A 24,495-nucleotide genomic window follows, 5' to 3' on the forward strand; every position below is an offset into this window, starting at 1 on the left:
AAACTGATGGGTAACTCGCCTACCCATGCTCCAATTAGGGTTGGGCGTGCGGCCCAGGCCGCAAATTCCAACCATGCGATATGAGATGTTCGAAAGTTTCCTCGCCTGAGAAGTTTATCGGCTCTGGGCAAAATGGTTCCGCACCATCTGTTCAACAGTCGGCCAGACGTCGGGCATCGCCGCAGATATGAAGGGCTTATACCGTTCGATTACGGTCTGCTCGCTGACGCCGTTCTCCCTCCAGGTTCCCCCATTATTGAGGATGTTCAAGAGCAAAGGTTGCAGTCGGTCCATGCCTCGGGCAAATACCGCCTCGGCGCTGCTGCCCTCTTCGAACTCGTCCCACAATGCCCGATATTCCACACTGTCGTTAACTGGCAAGAGACCATACAGGCGATCCGCGGCTGCCTTTTCAGCTTCTACCTTGTCTTGCCTGTCGCTGGAATGAAGCGGTGTGTCACCTGCATCAATCTCCACAAGATCATGGATGATGAGCATCTTCACGGCCTTGAGCAAATCCACCGATCGGCCCTTCCCGAGTAAGAGGGCGAAGAGCGCCAGGTGCCAGGAGTGTTCCGCGGAGTTTTCGCGCCGTCCGCCGCCCGTCACTCTTGATTGCCGTTCGACCAACTTTAGCTTGTCCACCTCGAGCAAAAAGGCAAGGCGCTGATCCCACTCGTCTACCACATGACATCTCCGCCGTTGGGCGAAATGCTTTGGCCAACGAAAAATCCGGCGAGGTCAGACGCAAGATAAACGTATGCCGAGGCAATTTCTTCCGGCTGTCCAGCGCGCCCGATTGGTAGTGCGGCAAGTTTGGCGGCAACGAATTCGGAGCCGCCGACCCACAGCATCGCGGTATCGGTCATGCCGGGACAAACGCAGTTTACCGTAATGCCGGATCCTGCAACTTCCTGTGCCACGCTCGCCGTAAGCGCCGTGACGGCGGCTTTCGATGCGCAGTAGGCGCCATGGTTGCCGACCGGCTTGTGGGCCAGTTGCGAGGAGGTGTTGATGATCCGGCCGTAGCCGCGTCTTAGCATGTGCGGGATGACATGCTTCATGCCGTAGGCGACGCCCTTGAGGTTGACATCGAAAATAGCCGACCAGACCTCCCAATCCTGTTGGTGGATCGGGGCACCCGAGCTGGTGATGCCGGCATTGTTGACGAGGATGTCGATATGACCAAGGCACTCGATCGCTCGGCGCGCTGTCTCAGCCACCGACATCTCGTCAGTTACGTCAACGTCCAACGCGACGGCATCGACCGCCATCGCCTTGAGCTCGGCCAGCAAGGTCGTCTTGTCATCCTGCTTGCCAAGATCGGCGAAGGCGACGTTGGCGCCTGCTTGTGCAAACGCAGTGCAAACAGCACGGCCTATTCCGACCGCGCCACCAATGACAAGCGCGTTCCGACCTCTCAATGTCATGTGATCACCCCTTGACGGAAATTGGCTTTCTTGGACCAGTCGAAGCGTTGGATTTGGAATATTTGACCAACACGCTTTCGAGGCTCGGTTTTTCTTCCGGCTTCTCGTCCTGCAGAAGGTCATGTTCGATGTCATCGAGATGCCGTTCCATCTGACTCATGGCGGCAGGCGCGTCACGTGCCATCAGGAGCTCGACCAATTTGCGGTGATCGTGCGCCTTACAGCAGGCCGTGACGTCACTGTAGGTCGCAATGACGAGGGCGGAGCGGCAGATGAGATTGCGCAAGTACACGGCAAGGACGCCATTGTCGGCAACTTCGCTCAATAGGATATGAAACTGTCCCGACAGCCTCAGGGCCTCGCGCTGGTCATTTCGATGATACGCGGAATCCTCGGCATCGACATGGGATTTCAGTGCTGCGATATCCTTGTCTGTGGAGATCTCTACAAGGCGCCTTATGATGAAGGGCTCGATCGCCTTGCGCGCGGCAATGATATCCCTCGCTTCTTTAAGGTCCGGCACAACCACGAAACATCCCTTGTACGGCTGCACGTCGACAAGGCGGTCCTGCTGCAGCCGCTGGATTGCCACCCTGACGATCGTCCGGCTGACGCCATAATGGCTACAAAAGACTTCCTCAGGCAGCTTCGTCCCCGGATCGAGCGCCCTGTCCAGGATCGCGTGCACCACCGTGTCATAGATTTCGTCGGGGACCCGATCGATGGAGGCGACCTCTGGCGCCTCGGCGGTGATTGACGCGGTCTGTGGCTTCTTCGGCATGAGATAGTCCTTGGTGTCGCTGCATTCGATATAGCCGACGATTCAATTGCTCTCAACAGAAAAACAGAAATTGAGAGGCAGGATGATACGAAATATTAGAAAATCGTATTGACTAAAAAATAAAACCGACCTTCTATTCCACTCGCGAGGCCCCTTTTCTGATCCGGGCCCATCATCGCAAGCAAAGCGGAGGCATGTGAATGCGAAAGAAACTTATCCTCGACGTGGACACCGGAACCGACGATTCCGTGGCAATCATGCTTGCTGGCCTGCACCCCGATCTCGATCTGGTCGCGGTGACGGTCGTCAACGGTAACGTCCCGGTCGAGAACTGCACGGACAACACGTTGCGCACGCTCGACTGGATTGGCCGTAGCGATGTACCGGTCTACCAGGGCCTGAGCCATCCGATCGTCCGAGAAGATTTCCCAACGCCGCGGGCAACGAAACGGGATCCCAAGGTCCACATGGCAGTGCTGCCGCTTCCTGAAGCGACATCCGTCAAGAAAGAGCTCGCGGCGCCAATTTTCCTTAGCCAGGCCTTTGCCGATCAACCGGGCGAGATCACCCTCGTTGCCGTCGGCCCACTGTCAAACCTTGCTGCTGCGATCGCGATAGACCCCAAATTTGCGGGAAACTGCGCCGAACTGATCATCATGGGCGGGGCCGTGAACAAGTCCAACATCACGCCATCAGCGGAATTCAACATCTGGGCTGATCCGGAGGCAGCCGCACAGGTTTTCCGTGCGCCATTCCGCAAGATCACCCTCGTACCGCTTGACGCGACCCATGACGCGCTTGTTTCCCAGGATCAGTGCGACATGTTGCGCGCACACGGCACGCCTGCATCCACGGCCTCTGCCGACATCATCGAGCATCGTATCAAGGGATACGAGGCCAACCAGCCAACCGGCACCCCGCAAGCGGCTCCCGTCCACGACGCGGTCTGTGTCGCCGCCCTTGTCGATCCGGACATCATCGAGACCAAGCATGTGAACGTGGTCATCGAAACCTTTGGCGAATACACGATCGGCCGCACGGTGGTGGACCATGAGCGCCGCACCACACGCGCGCCCAACTGCCATGTGGCCTTCCACGCTAAGCGCGAACCCTTTGTTGCGATGCTTTCACAAACCTTCTCGCCAGCGGTGCCGAGCCAGGCCAAGGTCGGGTGATGCATTGACATTTCGATACGATCGTGCCTAAGATCGTATCAACTTGCATACATAATTTCAAAAATTCACAACGGAACACCTGCAAGTTTCCAAACCGAACTGGGGATCAACATGAAACTCTTGAAGACCGCAATCCTATCCGCCGCCCTGTCTCTCGGAGCGATGACGGCTTTTGCCGAGGCAGCCACGCGCGTTGCTTTCGTCACCGCTGAAGGTGGCCTGGGCGACCATTCGTTCAACGACATGATCAACGAGGGCTTGAAGAAGGCGAAGACCGACCTCGGGATCGAATTCGTCGTTATCCAGCCCCGCGCCGTTTCAGACATGCAGTCGTCGCTGATCCGGGCCGCCGGTCAGAAATTTGATCTTGTTCTCGGGGCATCCTTTGACATGATCGAGCCGATGAAGGCGGCAGCGAAAGCGTTTCCGGACCAGAAGTTCGGGATTATCGACGTTGGGTCCGATCCGATCGCACCAAATGTCGTTGGCGCCGTCGCCAAGGATTGGGAAGGCTCTTTCATCGTTGGTGCCGCCGCAGCGCTAACGTCCAAGACCGGCACGATCGGATTTGTCGGCGGCAAGGACATTCCCGTCATCCACCGCTTCTTCAACGGCTACTACTACGGGGCCAAAATGGCGAAGCCTGACATCAACGTCCTTGAACGCTATTCGGGCTCGTTCACGGATCCGGCAGCGGGGAAGGAATACACGCTCGCCTTGGTCAGCGCGAAGTCCGACGTCAATTTCGCGGTCGCCAACTTGACCGGCGCCGGTGTCATCGACGCTGCCAAGAGCACCAAGACGTTTGCGATTGGTGTTGACTCCAACCAGAACGGCATGGCTCCCGGTACTGTACTCACGTCGATGATGAAGCGTGTCGATATCCTCGCCTATGACATCGTCAAGTCTGTCACCGACGGCAGTTTCAAGGGCGGCGTCAACAAGCAGTACGGCCTGAAGGAAGGCGGCGTCGAAGCTGCCATGGACGACAATAACAAGGGCCTCATTTCCGAAGCGACGCTAAAGACGATGGACGAACTTAAGGCGAAGGTCATTTCCGGCGAGATCGTCGTGCCGAACTATATCGAGCTCGATCCAGCTGCAAAGCAGATGGGTACACCGCCCATCGACCGCCCAGTTGCGAAGTAATCTGGAACTCCTCCCCGACGGCCCGGGGCGCCATGAAGGCGTCCCGGGCGAAGAAGACATCAGCCAGAGGAGGGTGACATGTCGCAAACCAAAATGGAAAGCAGACCAAATCTCGCAGAGGACATTCTTGTCCTCGACGGGATCACCAAGACCTTCGGCGACCTCGTTGCCATCGAAAACGCCACGCTGACCGTTCGAAAAGGCGAGATCCACGCGCTGGTTGGAGAAAATGGCGCCGGCAAATCGACGCTGATGAACATCCTCTATGGCATCCACGCACGTGACGGCGGAGACATGCGGCTGCGCGGCCGGGATGTTCGCTTCAGCGGTCCCGCCGAGGCAATCCGCGCGGGCATTGGCATGGTCCACCAGCATTTCAAGCTGTCACCATCCTTTACCGTTGCCGAGAACATCATCCTTGGCTCTGAACCGATGAAGGGCGCGGGGCGGGTTGATTTCGCTAGGGCTGAAGCCGAGACCCGTAAGCTCAGCCGGCGCTTCGATCTGGAACTCGACCCGAAAGCGCTCGTCGCAAAACTCCCCGTCGGCCTGCGCCAGCGCGTTGAAATCCTGAAGGCACTCTATCGGAACGCCGAGATCCTCATCCTTGATGAGCCGACGGCGGTGCTGACGCCGAACGAAACCCGTGAGCTCTTCAACACTATGCGCTCGCTGGCCGCCAGCGGCTGTACGATCATCTTCATCAGCCATAAACTGCGCGAGGTGCTCGCCGTGTCCGATCGCATATCCGTCATGCGCCGCGGCAAGATTATGCGCACGTTCGACAATGAAAATGTCACGGCGCAGGATATCGCCAACGAGATGGTTGGCCGCTCTGTACTGCTGCGCGTCGACAAGTCGGCCGCCCGCGACATCGGCAAGCCGGTCCTCGAGGTGAACAACCTGATCGCCTTCGGCGATCGCGGCGAACGGGCGGTCGACGACCTGTCGCTCACTGTGAGAGCCGGGGAAATCGTTGGCATTGCGGGTGTCCAGGGCAATGGACAGGACGAGCTGGTTGAATGCATCGCCGGTCTTCGTACGGCTGGCGAAGGGACAATCCTGATCGGCGGCGTTTCCGGCTCGGTTGACCCGCGAACGGCACGCGAGGCGGGCCTTGCCTACATACCGGTTGACCGTGGCGGTCTTGGCCTTTCGCTTGAGAGCCCGCTTTGGGAAAATTTGAGCATCGGCCATCTGCCGGAAGTCTCTAATGGGCCGTTTCTCTCTGCGCGCCGCGCGCAAGAGCGTGCGGGCAAGCTGATCGAGGCCTATGACGTTCGAGGAGGCGGCATGTTCGCGGCCGCAGGTTCCCTGTCGGGTGGTAACCAGCAGAAGATCCAGATAGCCCGTGAGCTCAGTCGCGATGCCCGGCTTATTGTTGCAGAGCAGCCTTCGCAGGGCGTCGACATCGGTGCGATCGAATCCATCCACAAAGTCCTGGTTGCGATGCGCAATGCCGGCAAGGCTGTGCTCGTCGTTTCGGCCGACCTCGACGAGGTGATGGCGCTCTCCGACCGCATCATTGTCATGTATCGCGGCAGGGCGGTCGCAGATCTCGCAAGTGACAAGACGAGCTATGAAGAGATCGGACGCTACATGGGTGGCCTGCACGAGGACGCCCATCCCGACCCTGCTTCCACGGCACAATCAGCCGCGCAAGCCGCAAACACAATCGACGGGTGAGCGATATGGAAAATCAAAAGAGCCTGCTGAACAAGCTAGCGATGCCCTTGGTTGCACCAGTCATCGCCATTGTCATCGCCTTCTTGGTTGGCGCGATCCTGATCGCTCTTCTCGGACGCAACCCCGTCGTGGTTTACCAGACACTGCTCGAAGGCGGGCTGTCCGGCTGGCCGAACCTATCCGTTACGCTGCAGATGACCACGCCGCTGCTGTTCACCGGTCTTTCGGTGGCGATTGCTTTTCGCGCGGGCCTCTGGAATATCGGCGCGGAAGGCCAGATGCTAATCGGCGCCATGTTCGCCGGGGTCGCGGGCTATGCCCTGGCTGGCCTGCCGGTCATTATCCACCTGCCACTCTGCATCCTGCTCGGTTTCCTGGGCGGTTTGCTTTGGGCCTCGATCCCCGCGCTACTGCGCGTCTATCTCGGTGTCAACGAACTCGTCGTCTGCCTGATGCTAAACCCGATCGCGTTGTTGCTGACCGGGTACATCTCAACGAAGGCCTTGAAGGCACCCGGCCCAACGAACAAACTGCCCGATATTGCCGAGACAGCTTATCTCCCTTCGTTCTCGATCTATTCACAGCTCAATGCCGGCATCATCCTTGGCGTTGCCGTCTGCCTGTTTTTCCTCGTCTTCAACGCCACGACCGTGCGAGGGTTCATCTGGAAGCTGATCGGCCTCAATCCGCGTTTCGCGCATTATGGCGGCGTCGATGTGAAGACCAATGCGTTGTGGGTTATGCTTGTCAGCGGTGGCGTCGCGGGACTTGCCGGCGTTGAGCAAGTCCTTGGTCAGTATCACGCTTTCTACGACAATTTTTCGCCAGGCTTTGGCTTCGACGGGATCGCGGTTGCGATGCTCGCAAACTCCAATCCACTTGGAGTGATTGCCGCCTCATTCCTGTTTGGTACGCTGAATGGTGGTAGCGCCGTTCTGCAAATGACCACGGGCTTGAGCAAATATTTCGTGCAGGTGCTGCAGTTCATCGTGGTCCTCGTTCTCGCCGCCAAGTTTGTCTGGCGTCGCAAACCGGGTCCGCTCAAGCGCAAGCCTGCAACCACGCCTAGCCAGCCGCAATCCGCGCCCCAGGAGGCATGACATGATCGAGGAACTTGCTTTTTCCGCCCTCCGTATCTCGGCGCCCTTGGTGCTGGCAGCCCTTGGTGGCCTGCTGACGTTCCAAGCCGGCATTCTTAACATCGCGCTCGATGGCTTCATGATCGTTGCGGCTTTCGCGGCCGTTGCCTTCGCTTACGCGACGGGCAGCCTGACCGTCGGCATTCTCGCTGCAGTACTTTGCTCGATGATGCTGGCAGCACTTTTGGTCACTTTCAATCTCAAGTTCAGGGCGCATATCTTTATTGCCGGGATTGCGGTGACGTTCATCGCCTATGGGCTGACAGCACTTCTCCTCGAAGGCATCTTCGGCCAAGACGGCATGTTCACGTCCAACCAGATCCCGACGTTCCCGTCGATCAATATTCCACTTATCAAGGACATACCGTTCATTGGTCCGGTTCTGAGCGGACACACCCTGCTCGTCTACGTCGCCTATCTCGCAATCCCGGCAGTTTACTGGCTGCTCTATAGGACGCGTTGGGGCCTCAGGGTGCGGGTTGTCGGCGAAGCGGAGGACGCTGCAGCATCTGCCGGCGTCAACGTCGATCGCATCAAGATCCAGACAATGCTCGCTTCAGGCTTTTTCTGCGGGCTTGCCGGTGCGTATCTCTCGCTCGGCTATGTATCGCTATTCGCCAAGCAGATGACCAACGACCGCGGCCTGATCGCGATCGCCGCTATTATCTTCGCCAAGGGAAATCCCTTTGCAACAGCGGTCGTTGCATTGCTGTTTGGCCTTGCCTCAGCGCTGTCTATACGACTTCCCGAGGTCACGGGCATTGCGCCGCAGCTCTTGCAACTCATGCCTTACGTGGTCACCGTCATTGCATTGATCATCGTCGGCATCCGCGGTGCCCGGACCAGGAACAGGCATGGCAGCTGGAATTTCGACATCACCTGACCGACGCCTTGGCTGCGTTCCCAGGGAACCAAAATAGTGGGAGTAGCATGGAATGCGTGAATCCATCCTCGTGACAGGCGCAAACGGTCTGATCGGCTATGAAATCGTGAAGAGGCTGTCCGGCGCAGGACGCAAGGTCATCGCCGTCGACCGAACGGTCTCCGACGTTGCCGGGCTGACAGACAACGCCTTCCCTCTGGAGATCGGCGACCAGCACAAACTTCATGAACTTGCAGCCCGTTTTGGAATCGACGCCATCGTTCACTGTGGCGGGGTGTCCGGCCCGATGCTCGGTCGCGACAATCCAGCCGCGCTGTTCAACATCAATATTGGGGGGACGATCGATGTTGCGGAGGTCGCGCGCCAGCGCACCGCGCTTGGACACCCGTGCCGGCTGCTGTTTTGCTCATCACTCACGGTTTACGGCAATCAGCCGCAGGACGACATCAGAGAAGGCAACCCGCTACTGACGCGGCAGTGCTATGCGTCCAGCAAGGTGGCGGGCGAAGCGGTGGTGCTTTCCTATGCCGAAGAGCACGCCGTCGATGCAATCGTTCTGCGTATCGCAGGGGTTTACGGTCCGCGTCGCACGACAAGCTGCGTGCTGCGCCTGATGATCCAGAACGCACTCGAGGGAACATCGACACATCTGCCCTATGGAGAGGGATTTCCACGGCAATGGGTTCATGTCGATGACATCGCCAGCGGGCTTATTCTGGCGCTTGATGTGGAAGCACCCTCGCAGCGCGTCTTCAACCTCAGTGGTGGCATCAATCCGACCATCGACGAGGCAGCCGACATCATCCGCCAAGCCATACCGGAGGCCGATATCAGGCTCGATCCCGGCGCCGACCCGGAGGACATCACGCTTGGCCTTCTCAATATTGACGCGGCACGGCGCGTCCTCGGATACGAGCCGGCAGTGACACTGAAGGACGGGATACACCGTCTGATCCAATTCATAAAAAACGATAGGTGAAGGAAACTCTTATGGAAAAGGTCATTTTGGATTGCGATCCTGGGCACGACGATGCCATCGCCATCCTGCTTGCGGCAGCCAATCCGGCGATCGACCTGCTCGGAATTACGACCGTCTCCGGCAATCACAATGTCGACAACACGACGCGCAATGCGCTGTCCACCTGCACCGCCTACGGCATCAAGGTGCCTGTTGCCAAGGGCTCGCGCGGTCCGATTGTCGCCGAGCAGGTTCTGGCGATCGAGATCCACGGCGAAACGGGTCTCGATGGTCCTGAACTGCCACCGGCTTCGTTCGACCTGGACAAGCGGCATGCCGTCGACTTCATCATCGACACGGTGATGGAGCACGAGCCCAAGACGGTTACGCTCGTGCCGGTCGGTCCCTGGACCAATATCGCACTCGCGATCCGTAAGGAGCCCCGCATCATCGAGCGCGTGAAGCGCGTCGTCGGGATGGGCGGATCCTATACCCGCGGCAACATTACGCCGGTGGCAGAGTTCAATATCTATGCCGATGCGGAGGCCGCCGATTTAGTGTTCCGGGCCAATTGGGACGTGACCATGGTTGGGCTGGATCTCACACAGACCCAGGCTCTGGCGACGCCCGACCTCCAGGATCGGGTGCGTGCGATCGACGGTTCGATCAGCAAGTTCATCCTGGATATCTGGGCGTTTATCGCGACGACGCATGGCGGGCTGCTGCAGATCGCCTATCCCGCCATTCATGATGCAGTCTGCGTCGCCGCACTGATCGATCCGGCTGTGCTAACGACCGAAAAAGCCGACATCCGGGTGGAGACGGCGGGGCGTTGGACCAAGGGAATGACCGTCTGCAACTTCGAGAAGATGGGCGGCATGCATCATTTCGGGGGAACGGCCGCCGAGCAGGTCGATTTCCGCCACAATGTCGCGATGACGCTCGATCATCCTAAATTCTGCGACATGATCGTCGAGGCTGTCGAGCGTCTAACCAGGATTAAAAACTCAAGCTGAAACGGCCAGCAAGGCCGCAACAAGGGGAACTATGCATGAGAAAGATCGCGATTATCGGCTCAGGGCAGGCGGGATGCATCCTGGCCTACGCGCTTGTGAAGAACGGCTATGACGTCACGCTTTATTCCGACAAGACGCCGGACCAGTGGCTCTACCATTCCGCGCCGACCGGAACCGCCTGCCTCTATGCCGAAGTCATCGATATCGAGCGGGAGCTGGGTATGGATTTCTGGTCGGAAGGCATGTTCCCCGCCGAGGGGGTGCTGCTCGAGAGCGCCCGCTTCCCGAGCGACCCCGACGCGACTGTCATGAAGGGCCGGATCGAATATGGCCGCAGCGGCGGCGCAATCGACCAGCGGATGCGTATTCATCGCTGGCTGCAGGATTTCGAAGGCATCGGCGGCAGGCTGGTCATCGAAAGCGTCACGCCGGAACGCGCTGATAGGATCGCGCTGGAGCACGACCTCACAGTCTTAGCCGCTGGCAAGGCCGATCTTGGCCGGCTCATCCCACGCGACCCGCACCGCAGTGTCTACGACCGTCCGCAGCGCAACCTGGCAATGACCATTGTACGCAGCAAGTCGGGTCGGCATGTGCGCGAATGGTTTTCCGAGCGTACGCCCTACAGCTCGACAAAATTCGATTTCTTCGCCGATTCCGGTGAGTATTTCTGGGTTCCCTACAATCACAAGACCTCAGGCCCGACCTACGGCATTCTCTTTGAAGCGCGCGAAGGAAGCCGCATGGACCGGTTCGCTGGCTCGACCTCGGGTCAGGAAGTGACTGAACATGCGCGCAACATCATCCGGGAGTTTGCGCCTTGGGAACACGACATGGTCGACGACATGGAATATGTTGACGAAGACCCGCATGGCTGGCTGGTGGGGCGGTTCCCGCCGACGGTCCGCAAGGCATTCGGACGCCTGCCATCGGGTGGCCTGATCATGCCGGTGGGTGACACCGCAATCACCTTTGATCCGATCTGCGGGCAGGGCGGCAATTTTGCCAGCCGCAGCGCCAAATACCTCGCCCAAGAAATCGCTCGTCACGGCGATGCCGCCTTCGACGAAATCTGGATGACCGAAGTCAACCTCGGCATGTGGGAAAAGTATGGTCGTGGCGGCTGCGATCTCACCCGCATCTTCCTGGAGCCTGCATCGGAGGCCACGCAGATCGTGCTGGACACGGCGCGTGCCGACGAGCGGGCGGCGGATGCCTATTATTACGGCTTCCCGCATCCGGAAAGCATTGTGCCGGCGCTGACCGACATCAATGTTGCAAAGGCGTTCGCGGCCCGCCACGGCATCACTCAGCCAGGCTACTGATGGTCATGTCCCGGTCCGGCCATTTTACGGAGCTTCAGGAGGACGTCACGGTCTCCCTGCAGGCGTTCCGGGACGGCATGAGCCGCCTCGGTGCGGCCGTCAACATCATCACCTCGGACGGCCGAATGGGGCGTCTCGGTTTCACGGCGACAGCCGTCTGCAGCATCAGTGATACGCCTCCGTCGCTGCTCGTCTGCATGAACCGCCGCAGTTTGCAGAACGAACCGCTCAAGCAGAACGGCGTTTTCTGCGTCAACACTCTGTCAGCGGGCCAAAAGGATCTTTCCGGCGTGTTTTCTGGCGTCGGCAAGCTGGAAATGGACGACCGTTTTCGTGTTGGAAACTGGGCGACGCTGGAAACTGGCTCGCCCGTTCTGCTCGATGCCATCGTGTCCTTCGACTGCCGTATCGTCCAGGCGCTTGAGGTCAACACGCATACGATCATGATCGCCGAAGTCCTGGCGGTCAAAAACAGTGCGCGGGTAACGAGTCTGATCTACCTGAACCGGCAATATCACGAACTACATCAGGAGCCTTGAATGAAACCGCAATACGATCTTGTCATTCGGGGCGGGACTGTCGCCACGGCGGCCGATCTTTTTGCCTGCGACATCGCGATTGCAGGCGGCAAGGTTGTCGCACTAGGCCCGGATCTTCCAAGCGGGACTGAGGAGATCAATGCGGCCGGCCTGCTCGTGCTTCCCGGTGGCATAGACAGCCATGTCCATCTCGACCAGTACCAGGGCGAGGGAATCGTCATGGCGGACGGTTTTGAGACCGGCAGCCGAAGTGCTGCGGCCGGTGGCAATACCTGTATCGTCCCATATGCCCTGCAAAGGAAAGGCCAATCGCTGCGCGAGGCCGTGGCGGACTATCACGCCAAGGCGGATGGCAATTCACTGCTCGACTACGGTTTCCACCTGATCATCAGCGATCCGACAGCCGCGGTGCTCGGCCAGGAACTCCCGGCACTGATCGCCGACGGCTATACGTCGGTGAAGATCTTCATGACCTATGACGACCTGGTGCTGAAGGATCGCGAAATTCTCGAAGTGCTGAGCATCGCTCGACAGTACGGCGCGATGGTGATGATCCATGCCGAAGGCTACGACCAGATCAAGTTCCTCACCGACAAACTGGAACAAGCGGGCAAGACCGCGCCCTACTATCACGCTGAGGCTCGACCTCAGCTTGTCGAGCGGGAGGCGACACACCGAGCCATAGCCCATGCGGAGCTTGTCGATGTCCCCGTCATGATCGTCCACGTTTCGGGGAAAGAGGCGATGGAGCAGATTGAATGGGCGAGGGCCAGGGGCATCAAGGTCTATGCTGAGACCTGCCCGCAGTATCTTGTGCTGACGGCCGATCATCTGAAGGGTCTCAACATGGACCACTCGGGTGCAAAATACGTCTGCTCGCCGCCACCGCGCGATCATGCTTCGCAAGAGGCGATATGGCGCGGCATCGTCAACGGCACGTTCCAGACATTCTCGTCTGACCACTGCCCCTTCCGCTATGAGGACGCCGCCGGCAAGTCCAGCCCGAAAGGCCGCACCTCTTTCCGCTGGGTGCCGAACGGCATTCCAGGCGTGGCTGCACGGATGCCGATCCTATTCTCGGAGGGCGTTGCCAAAGGCCGCATCTCGCTACAGCGCTTTGTCGAACTCACCTCGACCAACCACGCCAAGCTGTTCGGCATGTATCCAGCAAAGGGTACGATCGCGATCGGTTCGGATGCCGATATCACGCTTTGGGATCCGGACAAGAAGGTCACTATGACCCAATCCCTTATGCATCACGGCAGTGACTACACGCCTTATGAAGGCTTGGAGGTGACCGGCTGGCCGGTGACGACAATCCTGCGCGGCGAGGTCATCTTCGACCATGGACATCCTGTCATGCCTAAGGGCTTTGGCCGTTTCATATCACGCGGCCTCGCTGGGGCGGTTGCAGGTGCCTCATGATCGTAGTGCTCGGTTCGATCAATCTCGACATCCGGTTCGGCGTCGAAACACTGCCTTTGGCAGGCGAAACACTTCATGCTCGGGGGAGGTCTTATTTCGGGGGCGGGAAGGGAGCAAATCAGGTCCTCGCCGCCAAGCGGGCGGGCGCCGAGGCTCGCTTATTTGGCGCCGTTGGCGATGACGATTTCGCGAAGATCGCTCTCCGGGAACTTGTCGAAGCAGGTGTCACTCTTTCGGGAGTGGCCGTTGTTGCGGAAGAGACCGGTTCGGCCAATATCTACGTCGATTGCCTCGGTGAAAACTGCATCGTCGTGGCGGCAGGGGCTAACGGGCTCGTAAATTTCGAGATGGTGGTCTCAGCAGTGTCAGCCATGCAGGGCGGCATTTTAGTCCTTCAGCAGGAGATCCCGTTTGCAACGAACAGGGCAGCGTTGGAGCTTGCACGGCTACATGGCGTCAAGACCATCTTGAACGTCTCGCCATTCGATGCGACCTCTGCAGAACTGTCGCGCCTGGCAGATATCGTCATCGCAAATGAACACGAATGGGCAAGATTGAACGATGGTCAAGTCGGCCACGATGCGATGCGGGAGTGGTGTCGTCGGAACGACAAGATCCTTGTCGTAACGAAGGGAGCGGAAGGCGTTGCGGTCTCTACAGCCAAGGAGTTATTCGAAATCGCAGCGCCTGCCATCCGGCCGCTCGATACCGTGGGCGCAGGCGATACATTCTGTGGGTATTTTGCGGCAGAGCTCGATCGTGGCGGTTCAATACGGGAGGCTGCGAAAATCGCGGTCGTCGCGGCCAGCATCGCTTGTTTGCGGGCAGGCGCGCAGCCTTCCATTCCGCTCAGGCACGAGGTCTTGAGCGCGATGGCAAAGCCTCAATCGCCCTGATTCCATGCGCGCTGCGATCGTTTCGCTGGTGACGCGTCAAAAAAGGACACTGACATGGATCTGGAAACGCGTCGGTTCATCGAGAACGCGACGCTCCTCTTCATCGCCTCGCGCAATGCAGAAGGAGCCATGGACGTTTCGCCAAGGGGCGGGCAACCGAGCGTCCTGACGGTAACCGACGACGGGACCCTTCTCTTGCCCGACTATAATGGCAATCGTCGGCTCGACACGATCAGCAACATCCTTGCCAACCCCCGCGTCGCGCTCATCATCGTGAACCGTGGATGTGATCGTTTCCTGCGCGTTGCCGCAGATGCGGAGGTCTCGTTCCTGGCCGAAGACCTCGCACACTTCCCCGCCGATGGGAATTCGCCGATCAGCGTGCTCGTGCTGACACCCTCCTCGCTAGAATTCGACCAGACCGAGGCATTCGAAAAGGCGAGTTTTTGGATTGATCCAGCGCGACGCCTTCCGCCGCTCGACCTTGGCGCTGTCATCGATGGAGACAAGTTTGCACAGGCCGCCACGGGCTCTTATCCTGTGCCGCGAAGCGAGGCTGAGGAACGGGATCTACGGGACGCTGGCGTGCGTGATGTCTATGGCCCGCCGATGGAGGGCGTCGACCAGAAGATCGGCGGGTTCGCAGGCCCCGGCGCCCTGAAATTCATGGAAAAGGCGGCTCTGACCATCTTTGCGCGGGAAGGCGACAACGCGGAGATCAGAATCGACGTTACCGCAGAAGCTCCGCTAGCTGTCATCCCCTTCGACAATCGGCATGCCTACCGTCTTCGCCTGCCTATCGGCGCTATTGCGGCGGCGAGCGGGGAATGCGCGCTGTTGGCGATTACCCCGGGGCAGAACGAGCTGCTCCGGATCAACGGGCGTTCAGAACCGGAGCCGAACGCTTTGAAGCTGGCGCCGCGAGAAGTCTATTTCCACTGCTCCGCGGCGTTGTCGCGGTCGCGCATCTGGCAACAGGACCGCCGCAGTTACTGGTCGGGCAAGCGCAGATTCATATGCATTGAACGTCACCGCGAAAGCCCCGACGTTACGTCCTTCGTCCTTGAGCCATGCGATAAGGCGCCGATCGGCCCCGTTCTCCCCGGACAGTACGTCACGGTCTCTGTGCCGGGTGCCTCCGGCCCTCTTCGACAGCGCTCATATTCAGTTTCACGCCGTCCCGACGGGAAAAGCCTGCGCATCTCGGTGCGCCGTGCCGGAAAAGGCGGGGTATCAGACTTTCTTCATGACACAATTCACACAGGCATGGAGTTGCACGTGGGCGTTCCTGCCGGACGCTTCGTCCTGTCGAGCCCGCCAGGGCGCAGAATCGTGCTGATCAGCGCTGGCGTCGGTGTTACGCCTCTTCTTCCAATGTTGGAGCAAATTGCGTCGCAACACAGCGGCCGGGAGGTATGGTTTATTCACGCTGCCCGGGATGCGGCCTGCCATCTCTTCGAAAAAGAGGCCAAAGCCATTGCGGCTCAGGCGAAAAATTGCACGGTCAGACTGTTCACCTGTTATTCTCGCCCCCAAAAGGGAGAGCGCTGTGATTTTGTCGGCCGGATCGACAGCGCTGTGCTTGCGCGGCTACTGCCGATCGATCAGGCCGATTTCTATATCTGCGGTCCCGACACCTTCATGACCTCGCTTTGCGATGGGCTGATAGCACGCGGAGCAGAGTCGCAATCCATTCACTACGAGGCTTTCGAAGCCGCGTCTGGCCCGACACTCGATCTCGCCGGCAGGGAAACGGTTTTTGGTAGCAAGGTTACCTTTTCCAGGTCGGGAAAGACCGTAAAATGGTCGCCGAGTGATGGCACGCTGCTCGACCTTGCGCTCAAGAACGAGATCGAGGTTGCCTATTCCTGTCGCCTCGGGGACTGCCAGTCCTGCGTCCAAAAGGTGATCAGCGGGGTCGTTGATCATGTCGGGGATGAGGTTCCGCTGCTTTCCCTCAACCAGGCCCTCTTGTGTCTAGCGGTGCCACGTGGCGATCTCGAGCTGGATTGTTGACTTGGCTGACGGCTAAAGCGGTGGACTTTTGCAAATCGCTTTCGAAGCGGTCACTGGCCACCAACGAAGCGGACGGCCAGACGAACCAATGAAACTGGAGCCTAAAACTCCCGGATCGGCAGTCCCTGAGGCGTTTCAACGATGGTCTGAAACTGAGCTTGGACGCATGGTCGATGAGAGCCCTATTCGCTTAACGCCATTGCGAGAGCCATATCGCAATGGATCAGCGTCGTGTCAAATACGGGCACGGTCACATTATCCTGGTTTAGGAGCATCCCGACTTCCGTGCAGCCGAGAATGAGGCAATCAGCCCCGCGATCAACGAGGCGCTGGGCAATGGCGACATAGGCCTGCTCGCTTTCCCTAGTAACGACATCGCAGCAAAGCTCTTCGTAGATGATACGGTGCGTTTCGGTTCGATCTGGCGCTTCCGGTATGATCGGGGTGACACCGGCCGCCACCAGCTTGTCGGTGTAAAAGGTTTGCTCCATCGTGAACGCTGTCGCCATCAGTCCCGGACGGTTGAGGCCTTCTTGGTTGATGCGCGATGCGGTCGCGTCAGCGATATGCAGCAACGGGATGGACACGCCGTGCATCATTTGTTCGGCCAATTTGTGCATCGTGTTCGTCGCGAGGACGATAAAATCCGCGGCCCCACGCTCAAGGGCCCTGGCCTCTCGGTTCAAGATCTCGCCGGCTTCTTCCCATTTTCCTTCAGCCTGCAACGCCTCGATCCGGGCGAAATCCAGGGAGCGTATGAGCAATTCCGGAGAGTGGAGGCCACCCAGGATTTCTCGCGTCCGATTGCAAAGTTCGCGATAGTAGATTTGCGTTGAAGCTGCGGACATACCGCCGAGAATTCCGATTGTCTTCATGGTCCACCGCCGGATACTAGTTTTCAGATACTCACGGAGAGAAGGGCTGCGACCGCTGCTCTCCACAGCGTCCCGACATGCGGGTTATAATCTCATGGCAAGGCGACGCAATTCAAGCCGCGGACTTAAGTGTCATCCGATGACTTTTCCTGCTGACTGCCAATACCAACGCCGAATTTGATACGTACCTGTTTCCAATTGACGGCTAACCTACTAGAAGGTAGGCATATGTCAATGGTTCGGGAAGTCAGCACAACTTTGTTTGAGGATGTGTGCGATTGCCCCCGCACGCCCGGTCACGCAAAGGACGCCCCATGACGAGCTCTGTCGATAGTCTCACACCCTCAAACGTTGCTTCCAATACAACTAGCCAGAATAGGGCGACGACAAACTATGACGATTTCCTACAGCTTCTTATAGCGCAGCTCAAAAACCAGGATCCCACGGATCCCGTCGATCCCAGCGAGCAGCTCGCTCAGTTGGCAAGTTTTTCCCAGGTGGAACAAAGCATCCAGACAAACAAGAAGCTCGACGCCCTGCTCGCTGGCTCAAGCCTTACGCAAGCGGGCGGCTATGTTGGAAAATACATTGAGAGTGCCGATGGATCCGTCAAAGGCACCATATCATCGGTCAAAATCTATACCGATGGCATCGTCGCAACGACATCGGACGGCGGCAAGGTACTGATCCAGCCGGGCATCAGCCTTGCCGACAGTCCGCCAGCGGGAACGGGCGGTGCAACATGAGGTTAGGAGCGCTCGTGCAGGGCTAGGTCGTAAACGACACCCGTTCCTTTCTCAAAAACCATTGCGACACGCTACTGTTACCTGCTGCCAGTCAAAGGCGGACACGTCGTCGCGCCGGCCCGACCAACCCTATCGCCTGCTTTGTTCTGGTGACGATAGTCAGACCAATGGTCCATGCGGATGGCCGTTGGATCCGACGAGCGAAGGGGCACTTATGCTCGTTGGATCCGGGGTTTACTCATCCAGGGCTTTCCCCAGCGATTGGGCCATCGTGCGCAAGATTCGACGGAAGTTATTGAGGTCTTCGACAGTTAAACTGTTGCCAACGGTATCGTTGATGCCGTCGATAGCGCTTCGGATCGCTTCCGCCTTTTCCCGGACCTGTGGAGACAACGCATAAAGCAACGTTCGCTTGTCCGTCGGATTGGGCCAGCGGGTGATGATGCCATCCCGCTCCATGCGGCCCAATGTCGCCGCCATCGTAGGCTGCTCAATGCCAGCGTGGTCGACCAGAGCCTTCTGCGACAAGGGCTCCCTTTCCATAAGGGCCGTCAGTACCGGCAGGTGACCCGACGATAGGCCAAGATCGGCAAGCCTTCGATCCATCAGTCTGCGCGCGAGGCGCGCTGCACGGTTAATAGCCTGGCCGACCGATTCTTCGCTCATGATATAGCTTGCTATCTCTGACATAGCATACTATGTCATCTTCGTTGGCATCTGGAAAGAGGATCTTGCCATGAAAGCGAAACGCAATGAAAGCAGTCACGGCGGTATCGCCGTCGCACTACACTGGATAATCGCCGTGGGCATCGTGACGCTGTTGGTCCTTGGGTTCGCGGCGGGCCGGGCGGTATCGGAATCGCAGCAGGCCGACATACTTCGCGTCCATATCACCCTTGGCGTCTCGGTCCTGTTGCTCACGCTGTTTCGGGCGATCTGGTGGAGCCTGAACCGCCGTCCTGGACGACTTTCGGGCCAGCCACTCTGGCAGCATCACGTGGCGCAGGTCACGCACGCTCTGCTCTATGGTGTCCCGGTCATCGCGGCTGCCAGTGGCATCGGCCTCCTCATTTTTTCCGGAGCAGGACCGATCATTTTCCTCCACGCCCCGGGACCTCTCCCGCAATTTGAAGACTTTCCCCCGATGGCCGTGCACGCGATCGCTGCTTTTACGCTCATCGGCTTGATTGTCCTGCATGTCGTCGCGGCGCTCTACCACCAGGTATTGAGGCGCGACCGGCTTTTGGCGCGGATGGGCATCGGTCGCGGCCAAATCTTTTCAATCGACGGAGAATAAAATGGACGGTACCGGAGAAGGCGCAGAAGAGATGATCATCTCGACTGATCTGGACGTGGTGGCGGCGATCGAGGGCTTCGATGTGCCTGCCAGCGGGTAGGATGAAGCAGTGAGGTTGGCGAGCAAAGCGATTCGATCGCTGCGCAAGCCGAGCCGACCTTCGTTGGTGGCCTCGTTCTACGGAGCATCAATACGAGCGGCATCTCGACCTACGTCCAATGGCGTCGTCCGGATGATGGCGAAATCCCGCTTGTGCCAAAAGCACCTCTCTCCTTGAGGAACGCTCTCCAAACATTTCCGATCCTCAATAGCCGGAATTACGAGCTGGCCTTTACAAGGCAGGGGCCTCAACTATCAGGACCGACGCAAATCTCGTTGGCAACGACGCCTTGCATCCACTTCGGCCTGTTCGACGTGACATCCGAAAATCAAGCCAAGCTGCTGAAACGTGCGGCGGAGGAGGGGCCAAATTCCTTCGGGACGCCCGGCTTGCTTGCGATCGATTTTCACCGGAGCCTAGACGGAACCCATGTTGTCAATCTTGGGGCCTGGCGCTCGTTCAACGATATTGAGCAGCTCCACGTGCAGCCGAGCTTCAAGCCTGGCGACCAATATTTCCAGGGCCTTGCGAAGTTCCAGCCTGACTTCTTCGATCTGGTGGACGTCATTTCGGCGGCTTGAGACTTGTTCGGCGGCTCCAGTGAGCGACGTTTCGCAGGGCTAGGTCCGCGATTTCATCCGATCGTCGAGGTACCCACCGCTCGCCCTCTCTGCAGCGGTGCGACAACGTGCGTCACCAACAGAAATTTACATGCACCTACTAGTTGGTAGATTGCTTTGCCGATGCGTTGACGTGAGTCGGACTCGAGCGACTAGGATGCTTGAGCTGGTCAACGCTTCCCTTGGCGCCAATGACTTTGAATAAATTTGCTCGTCCCGAGCTCAATAACCAAAGGAAATGATCATGAGCGACTTCAGCCGCCGCGACATTCTCGCGATTGCCGCGACAGTGGGTGCTGCCAGCGCAATTGCGGTACCGAGTTCTGGCCAGCAGGGGTCTGGTCCGGCCATCCACCAGATGCCAACGCCAGCTGATGCACCGCGCATCACCATGTTGATTCATCCGCGCATGGTCCTGCAGGATCTCGTCGGGCCCATGACGGTTTTCGATATCCTGCGATGCAGGATTGATCTCGTCTGGAAGGACAGGGAACCGGTTTCGACCGAGCTCGGAATTCCAGTTGCGCCCACCAAGACATTCGCCGAGGCGGACGAGGCACCGGACGTACTGTTCGTGCCGGGCGGGCTGCTGGGAACGATCGATTGCATGAACGACCCTATTGTCATGGATTTCCTTCGTCAAAGGGGAGAAAAGGCTAAGTGGGTCACTGCCATCTGCACCGGTGCACTTACGCTTGCCGCGACAGGCCTGCTGAAGGACTATGACGCGACGGCGAACTGGGTACATGCAGACCTCCTGCCGTTGATGGGGGCTAGGCACGTCAAGAAGCGTGTCGTGAAAGACCGCAACCGGATGACCGCCGGAGGTGTGACGGCGGGTTTCGATTTCGGGCTAACGCTGGCAGCCGAACTGCGCGGTGAGGACGAGGCGCGGCGCGCCCAGCTCGTGCTCGAATATGCACCAGAGCCGCCCTTTGACGGTGGTACACCCGAAAAGGAGCCGGAGCGGGCTGCCGCGTTGCGGGCGCGCACACCCAAGATGCGCCAACAAATAGAGCAAGCCGCGGAAGCCGCTGGCAAGCGTCTTGGTATCTAGGTGATTCAGGATGGGGTGGCAGTGGTCGTTCCGCAATACGCAGGCAGCTTCATGCAATCGCTGCCACGAGGCAAATCCACTGCGGACATTCCGCGCCGGGGCACGCCCCCCGGCTCTTGCCGTCAGAGGTTTCCGGAGCAGGAAGGGCCAATCAGGCATTGGAAAACTCAAGGCGCCCGTTTTTCCGCGAGGGCAGACCGGCTGCGGGCATGCCTTGGCAAACTGTCAACTTGAAGCTAGTTCTTCGCTTGCGGCGGAGATGGGCAACAGGATGATGACGCGATCGTGCGAAGGGGCGAGGAAATCAGCCAATAGCATGCTTGACAGCCTCCCTACTGAAAGGTAGGTGTTAGATATGAGCAACCTATTGACGACCTCTGACGAAATCCTCGCCTCCGCGCGAACGCTGATCATGAACGGTGGCTATAACGGTTTCAGTTATGCTGACATCGCTGATGTCGTCGACATTCGCAAGGCGAGCATTCATCACCATTTTCCCAGTAAAGCAGACCTCGTGCGAACCCTGGTTTCGCGCTATCGCGAGGATGCGCAGACTGGCGTTGCCGCGCTGGAGCGGAACGCACCGGGACCCCGAGAGATCCTGAAGATTTACGCTGATCACTGGGCGGGATGCATCGAGGACGCAAGCAGGCCTTTCTGCGTGTGCGCCCTACTTGCAAGCGAATTGCCTTCGCTTCCTCCAGAAGTCGCCACCGAAGTTACCGCCTTCTTCCGCTTCTTGTCACAGTGGCTGACCTCCATCATGAGCCGGGGCGCGCAGACGGGCGCCTTGAGCCTGACGAGTTCCCCAAGCGTGGAAGCGGAGGCCTTCATGGCATGTGTCCACGGAGCAATGCTTTCCGCCCGAGCCTATGGACGCCCTGAAGTGTTCGCGACTGTTCTCGCCCCCACACTGGAGCGTCTTTCAAGGATCACCGTCCAATAATTGTCTGGCGCGAATCTCGCACCGGATAATACCGCGTCAATTAACCTATCAACTAGTAGGAAGATATCATGTTAAAGAGCTTGACCCCCGCCATGTCCCTGATGCTTTCCGGGATATTTTTGGCGACGATGACCGCTTTGCCCGTACGCGCCGAAGAAGCCAAGGGTAGCCATGTCAATGTCAGAGGCAGCGTCGTTTCCTTCGGCGGTTCAAAGCTGACCGTAAAGACCCGCGAGGGAGCGACCCTTGATGTTATTCTCGCTGACGGCTGGCAGGTCTCGGCGGTCGCAAAGGCGAAGATTGAGGACATCAAGCCCGGTGATTTTGTTGGCATCGCTTCGCTGCCAAAAAAGGATGGCGGCGACGGAGCCCTTGAAGTTCTCATTTTCCCGCCAGCGCTCAAGGGCGCGGGTGAGGGCAGCTACGGCTGGGACCTGAAGCCTGAAAGCAGCATGACCAACGCGACTGTTGCCGATGCCGTGAAGGGTGTGGATGGTCGCACGGTCACGGTCGCTTACAAGGGCAAGGAAAAGAAGATCTCCATCCCTGACGGCACGCCGGTCGTGACCCTTGCGCCGGCGACGAAGGACGACCTCGTTCCGGGTGCCGTTGTTTTCGTGCCGGCTGACAAGGCTCCCACCGGCACTGTTGCCCACCAGGTCGTCGTTGGAAAGAATGGCGTGGTCCCGCCCATGTGACCATGTCCGTCGCCGGTCGGCTGGCCTCCGGCTCGACCGGCGACCATTCTCGAAAATGCGCCTCTTTAAGGAGCAAGGCTGGACATGAGTCCCACCAACGACAACGCCCGGAACCCCCGGACGATATTCATCCGCCGCCACTCGCTTATGACGCGGATCACGCATTGGCTGAATGTTATGTGCTTGAGCATTCTCCTGCTGAGTGGGCTGCAGATCTTCAACGCCCATCCCGCGCTGTACTGGGGCCACTATGGCGCGGATGGCAATCTTGCTCTTTTCACCGTCGGGTCTACGGGAGATGGTGCCAATGCCCATGGATTCGTACGTGCGGCGGGTCTGGAGGTTTCGACCACCGGCGTGCTCGGGATTTCCAACGTCGATGGCCAGCCGACTGCACGGGCATTCCCCGCCTGGGCGACAATTCCCTCGTTCCAGGATCTCGCGGCAGGGCGCCGCTGGCACTTTTTTTTCGCTTGGCTGTTTCTCATTAATGGCCTTGTCTACGCAGGTTTTGGCATCCTCAGCGGACACTTCAGGCGGGATCTCGCACCGCAGGCGCACGAACTGTCTGCCCGTCATCTCTGGCACGAGATCCTCGACCATGCGTGCCTGCGCTTCCCGAAGGGTGAGGAAGCTAAGCGCTACAACGCATTGCAGAAGCTGACCTATATTGCGGTGATCGCCATCCTGCTTCCGCTGATGATCGTGACCGGCGTGACGATGTCGCCTGGGCTCAATGCTGCCCTTCCCTGGCTCGTTGACATCTTCGGTGGCCGACAGTCGGCGCGGACGATTCACTTCATGACGGCGTCGCTCCTGGTGCTGTTTGTCGTCGTCCATGTCGCGATGGTCGTGCTGTCGGGCACCTGGAACAACATCCGATCGATGGTGACCGGCCGCTATGCGATCAGGGACACGGGACCGAACTCATGAGCCTATTGCTCACCCGACGCCGCTTTCTGATTGGCAGCGCAATTGGAGCGAGCGCGCTGACACTCCCGGGATGCGACCTGTTCGACCAGAACGAAAAGGTTGCCGGAGTAATCCGCTCGGCCGAGACCCTGACAATGAAGGCACAGCGCCTGCTGCAGGGGCGCGACGCCTTGGCCCGTGAGTTCACCGACGCGGATATCTCGCCGTCCTTCCGCGTCAATGGCACGAGTGCACCCGATAGCGAGGAATATGCCGAGCTTCTCGAGGGCCGGTTCGCAAAGTGGCGCCTGACGATCGATGGCCTTGTCGACAGACCGCTTGAGATTTCTCTTGAAGAGCTGAAGAAGCTGCCGGCCCGTACGCAAGTTACCCGCCACGACTGTGTCGAGGGCTGGAGCGCGATCGGCAAGTGGACAGGCGTCCCCTTGGGCGCGCTCCTTAAAACGGTTGGGCTTCGACCAACTGCCAGGTTCGCGGTCTTTCACTGTGCCGACGAACTGGAAAAGACGCTCGACGGAAGTGGCCGCTATTACGAAAGTATCGACCTCGTCGACGCGTTCCACCCGCAAACAATTCTGGCCTACCAGATGAATGGTGAAGACCTCACCGTCGGTCACGGAGCGCCATTGCGCCTGCGGGTTGAGCGGCAGCTTGGATACAAACAGGCCAAATACGTCATGCGAATCGAGATCGTCGACAGTTTCACCAGCTTGTGGGGTGGAAACGGTGGCTTCTGGGAAGACCGCGGATACGAGTGGTACGCGGGAATCTAAGCGCGAGTAGCTCCGGATTGACCAGATTTTGG

At 58.8% G+C, this 24,495-nt stretch carries 25 protein-coding genes; 20 read left to right on the plus strand and 5 right to left on the minus strand.

Translation table 11 applies throughout. The annotated features are described in order from the left end of the window. Positions 1-114: 114 nt before the first annotated feature. Genes G6L01_RS26795 through G6L01_RS26805 form a run of 3 tightly spaced genes read right to left on the minus strand, consistent with a single transcriptional unit; the run spans position 115 to position 2,211 of the window. Positions 115-687 (minus strand): HD domain-containing protein, encoded by a 573-nt coding sequence (locus G6L01_RS26795; RefSeq protein WP_174096500.1) that lies wholly within the window; start codon positions 685-687, stop codon positions 115-117. Then, the gene (locus G6L01_RS26800) at positions 681-1,430 is read right to left on the minus strand and encodes an SDR family NAD(P)-dependent oxidoreductase (RefSeq protein WP_174096501.1); all 750 of its coding nucleotides are present in this window, start codon (positions 1,428-1,430) and stop codon (positions 681-683) included. Before G6L01_RS26800 ends, G6L01_RS26795 begins: the two co-directional genes overlap by 7 nt. A 4-nt stretch (positions 1,431-1,434) precedes the next feature. After that, on the minus strand, positions 1,435-2,211 hold the full coding sequence (locus tag G6L01_RS26805; RefSeq protein WP_174096503.1) for a GntR family transcriptional regulator: 777 nt from the start codon (positions 2,209-2,211) through the stop codon (positions 1,435-1,437). Between the two features lie 200 nt (positions 2,212-2,411). Between G6L01_RS26805 and G6L01_RS26810 the strand changes: the two genes are divergently transcribed. From G6L01_RS26810 to G6L01_RS26865, 12 genes are all read left to right on the plus strand, one after another. After that, positions 2,412-3,386: a nucleoside hydrolase gene (locus tag G6L01_RS26810; protein WP_174096505.1), complete on the plus strand. Its 975-nt coding sequence runs from the start codon at positions 2,412-2,414 to the stop codon at positions 3,384-3,386. A 111-nt stretch (positions 3,387-3,497) separates the two neighbouring features. Further along, positions 3,498-4,535 carry a BMP family lipoprotein gene (locus G6L01_RS26815; protein WP_174096507.1) on the plus strand — a complete coding sequence of 346 codons (1,038 nt, stop codon included), beginning with the start codon at positions 3,498-3,500 and terminating at the stop codon, positions 4,533-4,535. Positions 4,536-4,613: 78 nt separating this feature from the next. After that, positions 4,614-6,221 carry an ABC transporter ATP-binding protein gene (locus tag G6L01_RS26820; RefSeq protein ID WP_234902243.1) on the plus strand — a complete coding sequence of 536 codons (1,608 nt, stop codon included), beginning with the start codon at positions 4,614-4,616 and terminating at the stop codon, positions 6,219-6,221. Positions 6,222-6,226: 5 nt separating this feature from the next. Then, positions 6,227-7,321, plus strand: a complete 1,095-nt coding sequence (locus G6L01_RS26825) for an ABC transporter permease (RefSeq protein ID WP_174096509.1) — start codon at positions 6,227-6,229, stop codon at positions 7,319-7,321. Between the two features lies 1 nt (position 7,322). After that, entirely contained in the window at positions 7,323-8,243 is a 921-nt protein-coding gene (locus G6L01_RS26830; RefSeq protein WP_174096510.1) for an ABC transporter permease, read from the plus strand. 52 nt (positions 8,244-8,295) lie between these two features. After that, entirely contained in the window at positions 8,296-9,222 is a 927-nt protein-coding gene (locus G6L01_RS26835) for an NAD-dependent epimerase/dehydratase family protein (protein WP_174096512.1), read from the plus strand. A gap of 11 nt (positions 9,223-9,233) precedes the next feature. Then, positions 9,234-10,217: a nucleoside hydrolase gene (locus tag G6L01_RS26840; RefSeq protein WP_174096514.1), complete on the plus strand. Its 984-nt coding sequence runs from the start codon at positions 9,234-9,236 to the stop codon at positions 10,215-10,217. Between the two features lie 35 nt (positions 10,218-10,252). Beyond that, complete coding sequence (locus tag G6L01_RS26845; RefSeq protein ID WP_174096516.1) at positions 10,253-11,542, plus strand: styrene monooxygenase/indole monooxygenase family protein; 1,290 nt, start codon at positions 10,253-10,255, stop codon at positions 11,540-11,542. Between the two features lie 5 nt (positions 11,543-11,547). Further along, on the plus strand, positions 11,548-12,081 hold the full coding sequence (locus G6L01_RS26850; protein ID WP_174096517.1) for a flavin reductase: 534 nt from the start codon (positions 11,548-11,550) through the stop codon (positions 12,079-12,081). After that, the gene (hydA, locus tag G6L01_RS26855) at positions 12,082-13,506 is read left to right on the plus strand and encodes a dihydropyrimidinase (protein ID WP_174096518.1); all 1,425 of its coding nucleotides are present in this window, start codon (positions 12,082-12,084) and stop codon (positions 13,504-13,506) included. Then, positions 13,503-14,402, plus strand: a complete 900-nt coding sequence (locus tag G6L01_RS26860; protein WP_174096520.1) for a ribokinase — start codon at positions 13,503-13,505, stop codon at positions 14,400-14,402. Before hydA ends, G6L01_RS26860 begins: the two co-directional genes overlap by 4 nt. Positions 14,403-14,456: 54 nt before the next feature. Beyond that, the gene (locus G6L01_RS26865; protein ID WP_174096522.1) at positions 14,457-16,418 is read left to right on the plus strand and encodes an FAD-binding oxidoreductase; all 1,962 of its coding nucleotides are present in this window, start codon (positions 14,457-14,459) and stop codon (positions 16,416-16,418) included. Positions 16,419-16,600: 182 nt separating this feature from the next. Here the strand turns inward: G6L01_RS26865 and G6L01_RS26870 are convergent, their stop codons facing one another. Next, on the minus strand, positions 16,601-17,293 hold the full coding sequence (locus G6L01_RS26870; protein WP_174096523.1) for an aspartate/glutamate racemase family protein: 693 nt from the start codon (positions 17,291-17,293) through the stop codon (positions 16,601-16,603). A 314-nt stretch (positions 17,294-17,607) separates the two neighbouring features. Between G6L01_RS26870 and flgD the strand changes: the two genes are divergently transcribed. Beyond that, positions 17,608-18,039, plus strand: a complete 432-nt coding sequence (gene flgD, locus G6L01_RS26875) for a flagellar hook assembly protein FlgD (RefSeq protein WP_174096525.1) — start codon at positions 17,608-17,610, stop codon at positions 18,037-18,039. A 234-nt stretch (positions 18,040-18,273) separates the two neighbouring features. Here flgD and G6L01_RS26880 read toward each other — a convergent pair whose 3' ends face one another. Then, positions 18,274-18,705: a MarR family winged helix-turn-helix transcriptional regulator gene (locus tag G6L01_RS26880; RefSeq protein ID WP_174096527.1), complete on the minus strand. Its 432-nt coding sequence runs from the start codon at positions 18,703-18,705 to the stop codon at positions 18,274-18,276. Positions 18,706-18,775: 70 nt separating this feature from the next. On the opposite strand from G6L01_RS26880, the gene G6L01_RS26885 reads away from it, so the two are divergent. From G6L01_RS26885 to G6L01_RS26915, 7 genes are all read left to right on the plus strand, one after another. After that, entirely contained in the window at positions 18,776-19,336 is a 561-nt protein-coding gene (locus G6L01_RS26885; protein WP_174096529.1) for a cytochrome b, read from the plus strand. A gap of 375 nt (positions 19,337-19,711) precedes the next feature. Then, complete coding sequence (locus G6L01_RS26890) at positions 19,712-20,017, plus strand: antibiotic biosynthesis monooxygenase family protein (protein WP_174096531.1); 306 nt, start codon at positions 19,712-19,714, stop codon at positions 20,015-20,017. 283 nt (positions 20,018-20,300) lie between these two features. After that, entirely contained in the window at positions 20,301-21,113 is an 813-nt protein-coding gene (locus G6L01_RS26895) for a DJ-1/PfpI family protein (RefSeq protein ID WP_202032388.1), read from the plus strand. 355 nt (positions 21,114-21,468) lie between these two features. Then, positions 21,469-22,059, plus strand: a complete 591-nt coding sequence (locus G6L01_RS26900; protein WP_174096533.1) for a TetR/AcrR family transcriptional regulator — start codon at positions 21,469-21,471, stop codon at positions 22,057-22,059. A gap of 68 nt (positions 22,060-22,127) precedes the next feature. Next, positions 22,128-22,757 carry a hypothetical protein gene (locus tag G6L01_RS26905; protein WP_174096534.1) on the plus strand — a complete coding sequence of 210 codons (630 nt, stop codon included), beginning with the start codon at positions 22,128-22,130 and terminating at the stop codon, positions 22,755-22,757. Between the two features lie 84 nt (positions 22,758-22,841). Continuing rightward, complete coding sequence (locus G6L01_RS26910; RefSeq protein ID WP_174096535.1) at positions 22,842-23,690, plus strand: cytochrome b/b6 domain-containing protein; 849 nt, start codon at positions 22,842-22,844, stop codon at positions 23,688-23,690. Next, on the plus strand, positions 23,687-24,463 hold the full coding sequence (locus G6L01_RS26915) for a molybdopterin-binding protein (protein ID WP_174096536.1): 777 nt from the start codon (positions 23,687-23,689) through the stop codon (positions 24,461-24,463). The genes G6L01_RS26910 and G6L01_RS26915 overlap by 4 nt, the downstream gene beginning before the upstream one ends. Positions 24,464-24,495 lie beyond the last annotated feature (32 nt).

The organism is Agrobacterium vitis (genome assembly GCF_013337045.2).
Taxonomy (GTDB): domain Bacteria; phylum Pseudomonadota; class Alphaproteobacteria; order Rhizobiales; family Rhizobiaceae; genus Allorhizobium; species Allorhizobium vitis_B.